A 14,858-nucleotide genomic window follows, 5' to 3' on the forward strand; every position below is an offset into this window, starting at 1 on the left:
GGTACTATTTGATCTCTTACTTCACATATCGTTTTCTGAATAAATTCATCATATACACATTGATATCCCACTGATCGGCAACGGGCCGTTTGGTGTACGGCAGCGTTTGCATATAATTGGGCGGACCAAATTCTGTTAAAACAGTAAGTGTTTCACCACTTTTCACCTTATGGCTTACCACGGTATCCCACCAGCCCAGATGCGCCTTTACGGCCGCTTCCCATTCAGGAGCACGGGGGTCGTTCACCTGAGGCCCTTCTTCATGACCAATCCTGGAATGAATATGTCCCACTCTGCTGAGTGCAAGTTTAATCGTTTCTTCCTGATCTTGCAAGAGGCTCTCATGAACATTGCACCAATGCGAAATATCCAGCGTCAGTTTGAGTCCGGGATTTTTCTCAATAAAGTTTCGGGCAATGTGGGCGGCAAAAAGCATACGTCCCCGATGCGTTTCATGATAAATTGGAATACCCGTTCTGGACGAAACTTCAGTTGTGTGGTCAATCAACACCTTATTTTGCTCGTAGGTGAAAAAATCCTTTCCGCTATGGCAATTGATAAAAAGCGGCTTTTGTCCAAATTCCGAGGTAGCTGCATTGATGGACTTTTTAAAAGAATCCCGGTGATCCGCATAATCGACCGAACCCGAACCGCATAAAAAGCCAACTTCAAGTTCGTACTTTTTTAGGGCTGTAAATAATTCAGCCTGTTTTTCCTTATTTCCTGGCCACCACATTTCCGTCCCGTCATAGCCTTCTTTTTTAATGGCGGCGCAAAACGTGTCGACAGACCCGGAAAACCCCCAGTTCGTCGCAAAAATTTTGAGTGATCGTTTGTCATTAAAACGAACAGGGGCTGCCTCTTTATCTTCAATTCTTTCAATTCCAGCCAGGATTCCCGCACTTGCAATGCCGGCTCCCATAAAATTACGACGATTCATTTTTAACAATTTAATTGAAACAATAGGCAACTTATTTTGCAACAATTCCTGCCGCCGTCGTATCATCCGACTTGATAAATCTGGCCATGGCAGACGCACTAAGGCCATGAACGATTGACAGATTGGGATACTGCTTTGCAACCTGACTGACAACGCTGTCCGTCACACCAGACTGCCAGACATAAACGGATCTTAAACTTTTCATTCCGGCGATATTTTTCAAGCCGCTGTCCGAGATTTTCGTATCAAACAGATTCACATACTGGAGATAGGAAAGCGATTTCAAATCTGCAATGCCTGCGTCAGTTACCGCAGTATGTTCGAGGTGCAATTTATTAAGATTTTTCAGTCTGGCTATTTCTTTCAAAGACTGATCTGATATTTTTGTTCCACCCAGTTTCAGCCAGGTGATCTGTTCGGACAAAGGTAATAGCAAGCTGATTTGTGCATCACCAAAACCCGGCGCGTTAACGGCACTGACTTCCAGCAGATTCTGATCTTGTGAAAGTTTATTCACCGTCAAACCCGCTTTCCGCAACGCTTCAATACTCTTTTGGTCCGGCACAGAAACCGCTAACTTAGCGATCAAAGATTCGGATCTTCCTCCTATCCCGGAGCCCGTACCTTTTGCCGTTGATTTCAAGGACGCAAGTGCCGGTTTAACCTGATCAGAAACTTTTAAGTCGGATACTTTCTTGTCAACCGGTGCCCCCTGGTCGATCCACCACGACAAAAGCGTAATCTGCTCACTCGTCAGTTGCGGTTTTCCCTTGGGAGGCATATGGTCATCATCGTTTTCAGGAAGCAGACACCGTTTGACCAAATCGCTTTCCGTACTTTTACCCGCAACCAAAGCGGGACCGCCCTCCCCTCCTTTCATCATAAAGGCAAACTCGTCAAGGCGTAAATCCCCTTTTTTCTTACTTTCGTTGTGGCATTGCACACAGCTTTGTTTCATCATGGGTTTTACAATATCCTCATAAACAACGGCTTGTTCAATATTTCCGATCGGCTTTATATCCGTTGACAGTACCTCGGCGGGTGGTATTCCGGCCAAATTGCGTAAAGGTCCGGGCATGTTTTGGGTGAGATATCCCTCTCCATGCGTCAACGAACCTCCGTCATGCCCGGCCGTTAGCGTAAGCAAAGTAGACAGCCCGAATGCCGGTAAATAAAGCACGGAAATACGGGGCATTTTTTTATTAAACCAGCCGGAACTTACCATCCACGCCACCCATGCAAAAACAGCAACACCCACCCCTTGCCATTTATGACTTTCGAGTAATGCTGCATCATAACCACCGCCTAACGAAAGAAAGTAACCGGCCACGCAAGCAACAGAAGCACCGACAGCAGACCAGAATAAAATAAAGTTAATGACCGATACGCTCACAGGTATTTTACCTGCGCGGCGTCCTATTTCCAATAAAGCGGCTATTAATAAAAAGCCTATTGGCAAATGAACCAGAACAGGATGAAACCTGCCAACAAAGAGCGTCCAGCCGGACGATTGCAGAAGAATGTCAAACATATTTTATAAAGATGAATTAGGCTAAAATCTGTTTAATGACCTTACCCTCAGTATCGGTGAGCCTAAAATTTCTTCCCTGAAAGGGATATGTAAACTTCTCGTGATCGAAGCCCATTTGATGCAGAATAGTCGCGTGCAGGTCATGCACGTGCACACGGTCTTTTACGCCATAATAACCCAGTTCGTCGGTTTCACCATGGGAAATACCATTTTTAACTCCGCCGCCGGCCATCCACATTGTAAACGCTTCCAGGTGATGATCGCGTCCCATGTATGGCATTACGAGGCCATTTCTGTTTTCCTGCATGGGTGTCCGGCCAAATTCCGCACCCCAGATCACCAGTGTGTCTTCCAAAAGTCCCCGCATTTTAAGGTCCTGAATCAAGGCAGCCACGGGTTTGTCGGAAGCCCGACATTTCTGGCGTAAACCGCCTTCGACATTGTCTTTTTCCGATGTACCATGACCATCCCAGCCCCAGTCAAAAAGCTGCACAAAACGAACGTCATTTTCAACCAGTTTCCGGGCCAGCAGGCAATTCATTGCAAAGGTCCCTTCACCAGGTTTTACGCCGTACATATCCAGAATAAACTGCGGTTCTTTCGAAACATCCATCACCTCCGGAACGGACATTTGCATCCTGAATGCCATTTCATACTGACTTATGCGGGTCAAAATTTCAGGGTCGCGGACGTCCTCGTAGGTTTGTTTGTTGATTTTATTGATGGCTTCAATCGTTTGTTTGCGAATATCACGGTTCATTCCGTCAGGATCACTCACATACAACACCGGATCCCCGCCTGTCCGGCACTGAACACCCTGATAAACAGACGGTAAAAAACCACTTCCGTACACGCTTTTACCCGCATCAGGCTGCTGACCACCGGATGCCAAAACAATAAATCCCGGCAAATTCTGATTTTCAGAACCCAGACCATAAACAGCCCAAGCACCTAAACTCGGCCGCCCTAAACGCGGGCTTCCCGTATGCATCAATAATTGTGCAGGAGCATGATTAAACTGATCGGTATGAACTGCCTTCAGAAATGTAATTTCATCGGCTACGGTTTGTAAATGGGGCAAATAATCGGATATCCATGCTCCGGATTGCCCATGCTGTCTAAATTCTCCTTGCGGACCGAGCATCTTGGGGACGCCTTGTATAAAAGCAAATTTCTTCCCTTCCAGAAACTCTGCCGGACAATCCTTGCCGTGGTATTTAATCAGTTCCGGCTTATAATCAAAGAGTTCAAGTTGCGATGGTGCTCCTGCCATATGGATGTAGATGACCCGTTTGGCTTTGGGCGCAAATTGCGGGATACCCGCCTTTAATCCCCCTGCCGCCACGCTACTTTCAGCCGCCGAAGTTCCGCAGGACCCCAGCAAAGATCCTAAACCCAAAGCCCCCAGCCCAAAACCGGCTGATTGCAAAAAATGACGCCTGGTTTGACTGTGCAATTTTGTATGTTGTAATTCCCTGAGCAGCTTTTCCATAATGATTTAAAATCCTGCGTATTAACTTTCTTGTTATTCCTTGGTTACTACATTGTCGAGATTGAGCATGACATTGGCCGAAACCGTCAGCGCAGCCAGTTCCGGAGATTTTTCTTTGCCATACGGCAGCATGCTATCGGCTTCCACCGGCTTCTTTTTATAAGCACTCAATGCCTGCCGGTACACATCAACCAAGACGTGTAAGTTCTTCTTCTCAATGTTACGGAAGGTTAGCATCCGATATCCTTCTGTCAGTTGCTGTTCCGGTGTCTTCCCCCGTTTTTGCATGTTTGCCGCAAGGTTTTCAGCCGCTTCCAGATAAACGGGGTCATTCAGTGTTACCAATGCCTGAAGAGGCGTGTTGGTAAGTATTCGTCTTGACTGGCAAAACTCCCTGCTTGGTGCATCAAAGGTGACCATCGAAGGATAAGGCGACGTGCGCTTCCAATACGTATAAAGTCCTCTGCGGTAACGGTCTTCACCCTCGCTGAGCACCCACTTTTCCCCGCTGTATGGTGACTGCCAGATTTTATCAGGTTGCGCAGGCATTACGCCCGGGCCATACATTTTACGCGAAAGTAATCCACTGCATGCCAAAGCCTGATCGCGTACCTGCTCAGCGCTCAGCCTCACCCGGGGTCCTCTGGATATCCAGATATTGTAAGGATCCTTTTCCAGTTTTTCATTATCCGTTTTTGAGCTTTGACGGTAGGTCGCCGACATGACAATTCGTTTTAAGAGTTTCTTAACGCTCCAATGGTCGGTTTCCATAAATTCAACGGCCAGCCAATCCAAAAGCTCCCGATGCGTCGGTTCACTGCCTTGTGAACCAAAATCCTCTACGGTTTCAACAATGCCCCGCCCAAAAAGCTGTTCCCAGAAACGGTTGACAATAACCCGCCCGGTTAACGCGTTTTCACGGTTGACAATCCATTTTGCCAGTCCCAAACGGTCCCGCGAATATTCCTTTGGCATCGCATAAAGCAGTTTGGGAACGTCGGGCTTAACCTCCGCGCCTTTTACCATCCAGTTGCCCCGAACGAAGACATTCGTCTTTCTGGCGAAATCTCCCCGCCCTTCCCAGAAAACAGGAATGTCTTCAATTCCTTTATTCAGAAGTCCGGAATAATCAGCCACTATCGCAGGATAATCACTTTCGTTTTTTCCGGGAATCTCCTTTTGAAACGTCAGCCATTTAATCCGAACCCAGTTTTGCGGCATTTTCGGACTTTCCAGGCTAAAATACAAGTCCTGTTTACCCGTCACATCCGCTATCGACACCACCATCACGGTATCCCGGCCACCGGTATTCGGAACATTAACCCGGGCAATAATCGCTTTGTCCAGCGTATCCCTTTTTATGGTCAAAACCGCCTTATCAATGTCGCTGCCCATAGAAATTAACATACGGTTCATCCCTTGCAGATTTGCCGCCGGAAGCTTTCCTGATGTTTTATGCTTTAAACCAAGATATTTTCCGTCCAGCAACGTGGCCCCGCCAATAATTTTGAAATCATGCGAATTAATTTTGGGCTCCATCACCCGCATAAACTGAGCAAAATTGTTGGTTTGCTTCGGATCGTGTTTAGAAACCCAATCAATGATCCGCGCTACTTTCAGCGAGTCATCACCTTTGTAGAAACGCAGCGTAGGCGAGTCGTTGGGCACATCTTCATCACGCGTGTTGTTGAAAAATGCCATGTACTTATAATATTCATCGTGCGAGATGGGATCGTAAGGATGGCTGTGGCATTGGATGCAGGCAAAGGTGGTCCCCTGCCAAACCTCCCATGTCGTATTGGTACGGTCAATCAGGGCTGCGACCCGGAACTCCTCGTCAGAAGTACCGCCCTCGTCGTTATTCATGGTATTTCGGTGAAAACCCGTCGCGATCATCTGTTCATCAGCAGGCAAACCATTCTTTTGAGGCATAAGATCCCCCGCCAGCTGTTCAATGGTAAACAAATCGAACGGTTTATCGGCGTTAAAAGATTTAACGACATAGTCCCGGTAACGCCAGATCCTTCTTCCATTGTCTTTTTCATATCCTTTGGTATCGGCATAGCGGGCCAGATCGAGCCACATCGACGTCCATCGTTCCCCGAAAGATTGTGATTTCAACAACCTGTCAACCACCTTTTCATAAGCGTTTGTAGAATTGTCTTTTTCAAAATCCGCTACTTCTTTTTCCGTGGGGGGAAGTCCGGTCAAATCCAGGCTAACCCGTCTGAGCAAGGTTGCCTTGTCGGCCTCCGAAGAAGGTGAAAGCTCTTTTTCTTTTAATTTTTGCAGCGTAAACTGATCGATCTCATTTTTCGCCCAGTTTCTTCCCTCTCCGTCAAAGAGACCAAAAAGATTCCAAACATTATGAACAGAAGGGACTTCCGGCTTTTCGATACGTCGGTACGACCAATGTGTTTCCCATTTCGCCCCCTGATCAATCCATTTTGTTAGTATATCCACTTCATCTTTGCTGAGCGGGTTACCGTTTTTCGGCATTTTTTCATCGGCATCATCTGTCAGAATCCGGCGGATCATTTCACTCGCGTGCGCATCACCCCGCACAACGGGAAATTTACCGGACTTCCCCGGTTCAAGCATTTCGTGCTCAAACAAAAAGCTGACGTCCCCTGCCTTCTTGACACCACCGTGGCACCCCATGCAGTTTTTATTCAGAATGGGTTTTACCTCCGTGTTATAGTCCACCTGATGCTCAAACAGACCACCTTTCCACCAGACAACCGAAATCAGTATCACGAATACGCCCAAACCCAGAAAAACGCTTTTTTTCATTTAAACTATTCTATTTATTTTAACTATTTACAGAATCATCCATGCTACCGGCCATCACATCGGGTCGGTAAACCAATATCAAACGATTCGACTTTGCATATTTTATGCAAAAATATTATCATTTAATCCTACAAAATGATTTTCGATTGGCATTTTATAATACAATGTTTGCAAAACCAATATGAATTACAGCCACCAGGCGCGATCAGTCAATAACCTGATTGGTTATTGGTTCAATTTCGCCCAAGTGCGCAGCATCGTAATCGCATCCAATAACACGCCCGCCTCACCGCGGAACTCGCCTGATCCCTTAGGGGCTCCGGTTCTGATATCGTACCACTCATAGAATCCTTTGTTTTTAAGTACTCTGTCGATCATCGGATTTAGGTCGGCATAGGCTTCCTGGACGAGATTATACTTGATCAGCCCCTGCACAAATCGTCCGCCAAACCAGGTCCAGTCACCTGCGTTCTGGTAAACATAGGGCGCCATATTGGGAAATTCCTTCAAGGGATATGGCGGATAAACCGTCACGCCGACGGTTGCGTATTTTTCTTTCGCAGCCATGGCCAGTAATTGCTGATTGATCTGTTTGATTTCCGCAACTGTGTTCAACCCGGCCAGTACCGCACAGGCGCTGCCGCCCGAATACAGCAGCTCATCTTCCTTAAAATCAGCAGAAAATGGACTTCCGTTAAGATAAAGGTGCGGAATATACTTTTGCTGCCCTGCACGCCACAAATGAGTACGGGTATTTTTTTTCAGCTCGCCCGCGATTTTCACCCAGTTCTTCTCCGGCTTATAATTTTTAGGCGCCAGACGGACAAAATCATTGATCGCCATGTAAAACATCGCATTGTCATATACGTCGATCGCCCATTTTGTTTCCTTATTGATCTCCACCCCGATACTGCTTGTATCCGGCTGCACATCCCCCCAGTCGACCGTAGTCGCACCGATAACCAGTCCATGTTTGGGCGACCAGCGTTTTGTTAAAATAAAATTCATAGCCATTTCCATTCTTTTCAGGACCGAAATGCCGTCCACAGTCTCGTTGAGAATAGAGGTGTCGGACGTATAGTCGATATATTTTCCAATGGCCTGAATCAGGGAAGATTCCTGATCGGTCTCGACAGTATTTTTGTGCGCCGCATAACCAGGCATGAGTTTGGAATAGATAAACCGGTCGGGCATATAGCTCTTATCAGCCTTCTCGTCGGGAATATACCCATCCACAATGTTCCCGTCCTTCCCCTGAAACCGGAAAAATGCCAGTAACAAGTCTTTTACCTTTTCTTTCTTATGAATTTTCAACGAACCGTTGATAAAGGTATTAAAGTCCCGTATCCAGACCTCGCCATAGGAGGTACCTGCAGTGAAACCACTGAGTAAATTTAGCGCGCGGTTCTGAACAGTATCCAGCCGACTGTCCCGTAAAATTTTAGAAGCCAACGCTTTATCCGTATTTTTCTGAGCGTTTGCAGCAACCGATATGCACAACAAAAGCCCTATAAACCCGATTTTCTTCATTGTAACTATTAAAAAATTAAAAATTAAACTCACTATAACTTCATGCGGCATTTTCACACACACGATAAATAAAGCCTGTTTCGGGGCGAACGATTTTCCGGTAGAATGATCCGAATCCGTTTACAGATACTTCCACTCACTTTCATCATAAGGCATTTATTTGTAAAAATTATACGCCACCATAAAGCCTCCTTCTTTGTGATTTTTATGTTCAAATGTATGTACATAAAAAAGTATATTATTCTAATCACCTAATTGTGTCAATTTATCGGCAATTAGGCTTTTATCAATTGGTAATTCTACCATCTCCTATACTTGAAAAGAAAGAGATTCACGGAGCAACCACAACTGATTTATTATATTTGTTCAAACATTTATACAAATAAAGTAAAATCAATTGCAAAAATTGTTAGTTGTGTTGAAAATTATTTTTTCGGTCCACGAACTCAAAAAAATCCAACATCACCTTTAATTGTGAAAAAATGTTTAGATTATCTTCATCTTTACTATTGTTGCGGTTCAATAATGATGGGAATTGCTGCCGCTATGGCGGTCGTGACAGGAACTTTCACGGCGATGCTGTACTACAATAACATTCAAGTATTAATTTAAATATGGAGTCAATAGCAAAAAACGGAGCAGGTTTCAATCAGGATTTATACATTGTCGGCAATGGGGTAATTGCAAAAGCCCTGGCCGTTGCACTGACCGTCCACGGAAGAAAGGTGACGATCCTACGCGGGAGCACGGATGAGCAAGCTGTTGTCTGTGAAAATATCCAGATAGAAATTGGGGACCGGATATTAGCGGCTGATGTTACGATTAGCTCGATAAGCAATTATGATAAGCTGGATGGAATCATATTGTTAACAAATAAATCATTTGGGAATCAGGGACTGGCCGACAAGCTTAAATTAAAAGCAAAACAATCACCAATCGTTTTTCTGCAAAATGGTCTGTACATCGAAAGTAGCTTTATTGAGCTGGGTTTTACGGAACTCTACCGATGTGTTTTACTGGCAACCAGTCAATCCATCACAAAAAATAAAGTAAGGTTTAGGTCGGTTGCTTCATCACCGGTTGGCGTGGTTAAGGGCTCGGAGGAAGTACTCAACCGTATTATCGAACAGCTCGATACGGACATTTTTTCTTTCCGGGCAGAAGCGGACATTCAGCAAGTAATCTGGAAAAAAGTGATCAGCAACTGTGTGTTCAATTCGATTTGCCCTTTGCTTGAAACGGATAACGGTATATTTCATCGGAATGAATCTGCCTTGCAAATTGCAAAAACAGTGATCCGTGAATGCCTGGCTGTGGCAAAGGAAAATGGTATTCAGTTAACAGAAGATGAGGTACTACAAAACGTACTTGCTATCAGTAAAATGTCTGACGGGCAGAAAATATCAACCTATCAGGACATACTCAATAAGCGGGAAACGGAGATCGAAACACTAAATTTCGCAATCGTCAAAGCAGCGCTTTTGACGGGTAAAGTCCATGTTCCGGTGACAGCCTTATTGGGAGAAATGACAAAACTAAAATCCGAATTGTCCAGAACCTAAATGTTAACGGGTCAATCTTAAGAGAAATGAGTAATCACCATTGAAGCGGCGTTAAAACTTTTCATTTAAGTTTTAACGCCGCTTCGCATGCAGGTGTCAGGATTAGGAAATAGCCTTGAAAATATTACAGATTGGGATTGATGTTACTCTCTCTGTAAGGAACCGGATAGTATAAATGTTTGGTGATAGAAAACGAAGGAGCGGAAAGCGGGTTGGCTTTCATGGCTTTCTCGAAGTCTTCCCACCGGATCAGATTATATCTTCTTTTTCCTTCGAAAATGGTTTCATAGGTCCACTCCTTTTTTACCGCTTCTCGGAATTGCTCTTTTGACAAGCCCGCCAGATTGTTTGCCGAATTACCATAGGCCCGTTCGCGCAACTTGTTGATTGAGGTATAGGCATTCGCAGGACCCGACACTTCATTGGTCGCTTCCGCGTGAATCAGATACATCTCAGCAAGGCGAAAAATTGGAAAATTCATATCAGTACGACGGTTTCGTTCCAAAAAGTTAGACCGGTTGGAATCGTAGAATTTTTTCATGTGAGGCGTATTCTTCCACCAACCGGCATCTTTATAGGTGATTTTTCCCGTCGGAAGTGTAACTTCAGTGAGGAAAGAAGCGGATTTACGTGTATCGCTGTCGTCGAACAAAGCCATGGTACGTTTGGTTGTATAATACGTTCCCCAACCCGATTCTGAGCCCAGCCCTTCTCTTGGACGTGCCTGAACAGAAAGCATGGAACGGGAGCCATCGCCCGCATTATTCTGAACAGAAAAGATGTGTTCATTACTGTTCTTGTTTTTGATCAGCCATAAATCCGATACGGCCGGCAACAGGCTGTATCCGTAATTATCAATAACCTCTTTTGCTTTGCTTGCCGCCAGTGCCCATTTGGATTGATCTTTTAAGGGAAAACCGGCCATGGTTATGTATACTTTTGCCAGAAGTGCCTTGGCCGCTCCGCTTGTTGGGCGCCCTACGGGATCCCACTTGGCAGGAAGTTTTTCCGCTTCGGCCAGGTCAGAAAGAATCAGCTTGTAAACATCCTGAACACTGCTTTTCTGTATTTTCATGGCCTCACTGAAATTTTCAACCGGCTTATCGATCAAAGGAATTTCACCAAACAGGCGTACCAAATGGAAGTAACCCAAAGCGCGAAGAAACTGAGCCGCCTGAACATATTGCGTCTTTACCGTCGGTGCAATGGGCGCCCCTGGTATCTTGTCGATCATTACATTGGCTGAATTGACCATGCGGTACAGTTCCAACCAGGTATCCGAAATCGTAACGCTTTCATTGGTATAGGTATAATTTGCAATAGAAAGCCAGTCCATGGATTCGTTGTGAATCGAGTCGTGGTCTGCACTGATCTCGGTCAGAAAAAACAAAGGACGATCGTACATATTGGCCAGGTATCTCTCAGTACCCAGAAGCATCATATCTGCATCCTTTTCCGATTTAGGCAAAACATCGGGAGAAAGAATTGATTGGGGTTTTTCTTCAAGAAAATCACCGCATCCGGAAACAAAAATCAGTGTTGCCAACAGCGAGAATATTATTTTAGTTTTCATTTTCAAGTATTTTCCGATTAGAAATTAACATTTAATCCAACTGTATAAGCTTTTACAGAAGGGTATGCACCATAGTCGATACCAATCTGCCAGTTGCCGTCTCTTGAATTGACTTCCGGATCAAATCCAGAATAATTCGTTATCGTAAGTAAATTCTGACCGCTTACATATACTTTGAAGCTACCAACACCGATTTTACTTAACAGACCGGCAGGCAGGTCATAGCTGAGCATTACATTTTTCAATCTCAAATAAGAACCGTCTTCAATAAAACGGGTAGACATCGCTCCTGGCGCTTCACCCAATGCCTGCATGGTATTTGAGGTTCCTTCACCGTGCCAGTAACCCAATGTAGACCGAAGCGTGTTGTCATCTCTTCCCGGCCATTCCAGTAAATACCGGTTGATATTGAAAACCTTGTTTCCGGTTGTCCCCTGCAAAAGTGTGCTTAGGCTGAAATTTTTGTAGGAGAAATTATTGGTGAGTCCAAAAATGAATCTCGGCTGCGGGTTACCAATGATGGTTCTGTCTTTCGTCGTAATCACACCGTCATTATCGATATCTTTGAACTTAACTGCACCAGGCTTCGCTCCTGCCGCAGGGAGTGCATCCACTGCTGACTGATTCTGATAAATACCGTCGAAAATATACCCATAAAACAGACCGGCAGGCTGTCCTACACGCATGATCCCGGTGGTAGAGAAATCAGCAATGGTACCGCCGGAAGCGTTCACAGTGTATTCATAGTCCCCTCCCAGATCAACGATCTTATTTCTCATCAGAGAAAAATTCGCTGTGGTCGACCACTTCAAACCCTTCGTCGTGTTGACCGACGTGGCACTGAATTCCCAACCTCTGTTCTGCATGGTTCCTACGTTCTGGATCTGCGTCGAATAACCCGTATAGAACGGAACGTTTTTAGGATAAAGCAGATCTCTGGTCGATTTCTTGAAGTAATCAACGGATAGTGAAATACGGTTGTTCAGGAACCCTGCGTCAATACCGATGTTGGTTTGATAGGTGGTTTCCCATTTCAAATCGGGGTTGGCAACCGATCCGAGATTGAGACCAACCAGTTCGGCTGTACCCAATGAATACGTTGTAATGTTCATCGTCGCCAGAGACTGGTAACTACGGATTGCCTCACTACCGGTTGCTCCGTAGCTGGCCCGTAGTTTCAGGTTACTGATCTTGTCGTTGTTACGCAGGAATTCTTCTTCGCTGATTCTCCATCCTGCCGCCGCCGATGGGAAAAACCCCCATTTGTGATTTTTAGAGAATTTGGAAGATCCATCCGCACGTCCGCTGACAGTAAAGAGATATTTATTGTCAAAAGAATAATTGACACGTCCCAGATAAGACGCAATATTGGAGTTGATTGCATTAGACTCCACACGCATCTGATTGATCTGAGATAGCGACAGGTTATTGTACATCAGCGATTCCGTCGAAAACCCTTTACCGGTAGCACCGGATGAGAAGTTATCAGTTCCCTGCGCCGTGAAACCTACAACCGCGTTGATTTTGTGGCGGTTGAAGCTTTTATCATAAGTCAAAATATTTTCACTCAGCCAAAACGTGTTTTCTCTGTTTGCAATTATCCCGGCTCCCATACCTGCTGCTTCAAGCAGATTGCTCGATGCCCAGTATTTCCGTGTACTTTGATTAAGCGTATAAGCTATGCTGGAACGAAATGTAAGGTTATCCATTACTTTCCATTCACCATACAAGAGCGACTGAATATTATTGGTAATCAGCTTGTCAGTCCGATCGTTGATAATGGCCATGGGATTGTTGATCTGAGAACCTACCAGAAGTGGTTTGGAGTAATTTCCATTAGCATCGTATACCGGTACCAAAGGAGAAAACCGGAATGCGGCCTGGGTAACCCCGCCACCGTCGGATCCGGCGCCTGCATTGATGATGGTGTTGTCCTGACCCGATCTTAAAACATTAAAATTAAGTCCGATCTTAAGTCGGGAGGATACGGTGTGGTCCAGATTAAAACGGAGGGTTCCTCTTTTAAATCCGGTATTTTTAATGATCCCCTTCTGATTAAAATAATTGGCGGATATCCGGAACTGCGTCTTTTCAGAACCACCTGAAAGTGCCAGCTGATGTTCCATGGTTGGCGCAACCGTAAAAACCTCTTTTTGCCAATCCGTACCAGGTGCATCAGGATCGTAATTTTTGATCACGGAACTGTATGTACCAATTTCCTTTAAAAGCTGATAATGCTCTTTTGCGTTCAACAAATCCATCTTTTTCGCCACCTTTGAGAAGGTGAAAAAGTTAGAGTAAGAAACTTGTGTCTTCCCCGATTTCCCTCTTTTCGTCGTGATGATAATAACCCCGTTGGATCCGCGTGATCCGTAAATAGCTGTCGCTGAGGCATCTTTAAGAATATCCATGGACTCAATATCATTCGGATTGACGGAATTAAAATCCACCCCCAGAATACCATCCACAACAATCAAAGGATCGTTACTGCCATTAATGGAGTTCCCGCCGCGAATACGGATATTCACCTGTCCACCCGGCTGTGACCCAAAATTGGAAACCACCACACCAGCCGCCTGGCCCTGCAGTGCCTGATCCGCACGCGGAAAAGGAACTTTTGCCAGTTCCGTAGCTTTCACAGAAGACATGGCGCCGGTTATATCCGCTTTTTCCATGGAGCCATAACCCACCACCACCACTTCCTGCAATGCTTTGGTATCAGAAAGCAGCATGATATCGACTACGGATTTACCCGAAAGATTAACTTCCTGTGAAATGTAACCTACGAAAGAGAAGATCAGGGTCCCCTCACCCTCAGGAATCGTCAGCGTGTAAGTCCCGTTTTCGGAGGTCGAAGTTCCTCTTTGGGTGCCCTTTAGTACAATGCTAACGCCGGGCAGAATCTCCCCTTTATCATCGGTAATTTTCCCGGTAATCGTCCGGTCAGAAACCTTTTCTTCGGACAAAGGCGGGAGCACAGCCCTGCCCTGTGGCTGCGACTCAGGACGCAGCAGTATTTGCCCGTCAACAATCAGATGCTGTATCGCAAGCGGTTTAAGGAGGCGATCGAGTACAACGGAGAGCTTTGTGTCGGTAAAATTTACATCAACGCGGCGTTCTGCCTGTATGGCTTTTGAATTATAGGTAAAGTTTACGTCAACTGTTTTACTGATCTGGTTCAAAACTGATCGCAACTCTATCTGAGAAGCTTTCATTGTTATTTTATGATCCATCAGTTCCTGATTATTTCTCTTTGCCGCGGATACCGGTCCTCCGAATATCAGTACCGTTATAAGAGAGATTTTCAATGTGCAGCAAAGCCAGTGCTTCAGGCGTCGGTGTCTTTTCATGGGTAATAGATGGTTTTAAAGGTTAAAATTAGGGCAAAAAAAGTACCTTATGTCTGTAAAGACATTGCATGACGGCAGCGTTAAAAA

At 45.2% G+C, this 14,858-nt stretch carries 8 protein-coding genes; 1 reads left to right on the top strand and 7 read right to left on the bottom strand.

Translation table 11 applies throughout. The features are described 5' to 3' along the window. Positions 1-16 precede the first annotated feature (16 nt). From RB622_RS01730 to RB622_RS01750, 5 genes are all read right to left on the bottom strand, one after another. Positions 17-940: a sugar phosphate isomerase/epimerase gene (locus tag RB622_RS01730; RefSeq protein WP_308044762.1), complete on the bottom strand. Its 924-nt coding sequence runs from the start codon at positions 938-940 to the stop codon at positions 17-19. 31 nt (positions 941-971) lie between these two features. Next, a complete protein-coding gene (locus RB622_RS01735) occupies positions 972-2,471 on the bottom strand; it encodes a c-type cytochrome domain-containing protein (RefSeq protein ID WP_308044763.1) in 1,500 nt (499 codons plus the stop codon). A 16-nt stretch (positions 2,472-2,487) separates the two neighbouring features. Further along, complete coding sequence (locus RB622_RS01740) at positions 2,488-3,963, bottom strand: DUF1501 domain-containing protein (RefSeq protein WP_308044764.1); 1,476 nt, start codon at positions 3,961-3,963, stop codon at positions 2,488-2,490. Between the two features lie 33 nt (positions 3,964-3,996). Continuing rightward, positions 3,997-6,756: a DUF1553 domain-containing protein gene (locus RB622_RS01745; RefSeq protein ID WP_308044765.1), complete on the bottom strand. Its 2,760-nt coding sequence runs from the start codon at positions 6,754-6,756 to the stop codon at positions 3,997-3,999. Between the two features lie 225 nt (positions 6,757-6,981). Then, positions 6,982-8,286 carry a hypothetical protein gene (locus RB622_RS01750; protein WP_308044766.1) on the bottom strand — a complete coding sequence of 435 codons (1,305 nt, stop codon included), beginning with the start codon at positions 8,284-8,286 and terminating at the stop codon, positions 6,982-6,984. A gap of 614 nt (positions 8,287-8,900) precedes the next feature. Between RB622_RS01750 and RB622_RS01755 the strand changes: the two genes are divergently transcribed. Beyond that, positions 8,901-9,848, top strand: coding sequence for a 2-dehydropantoate 2-reductase (locus tag RB622_RS01755; RefSeq protein ID WP_308044767.1), 948 nt, complete (start codon positions 8,901-8,903; stop codon positions 9,846-9,848). Positions 9,849-9,972: 124 nt separating this feature from the next. On the opposite strand, the gene RB622_RS01760 is transcribed toward RB622_RS01755, so the two are convergent. Together RB622_RS01760 and RB622_RS01765 are read right to left on the bottom strand one after the other, a co-directional pair. Continuing rightward, a complete protein-coding gene (locus tag RB622_RS01760; RefSeq protein ID WP_308044768.1) occupies positions 9,973-11,421 on the bottom strand; it encodes a RagB/SusD family nutrient uptake outer membrane protein in 1,449 nt (482 codons plus the stop codon). Positions 11,422-11,438: 17 nt separating this feature from the next. Further along, positions 11,439-14,771, bottom strand: a complete 3,333-nt coding sequence (locus RB622_RS01765) for a TonB-dependent receptor (RefSeq protein ID WP_308044769.1) — start codon at positions 14,769-14,771, stop codon at positions 11,439-11,441. Positions 14,772-14,858: the final 87 nt, after the last annotated feature.

The organism is Dyadobacter sp. LHD-138 (genome assembly GCF_030929615.1).
In the GTDB taxonomy this organism is placed as follows: Bacteria; Bacteroidota; Bacteroidia; order Cytophagales; family Spirosomataceae; genus Dyadobacter.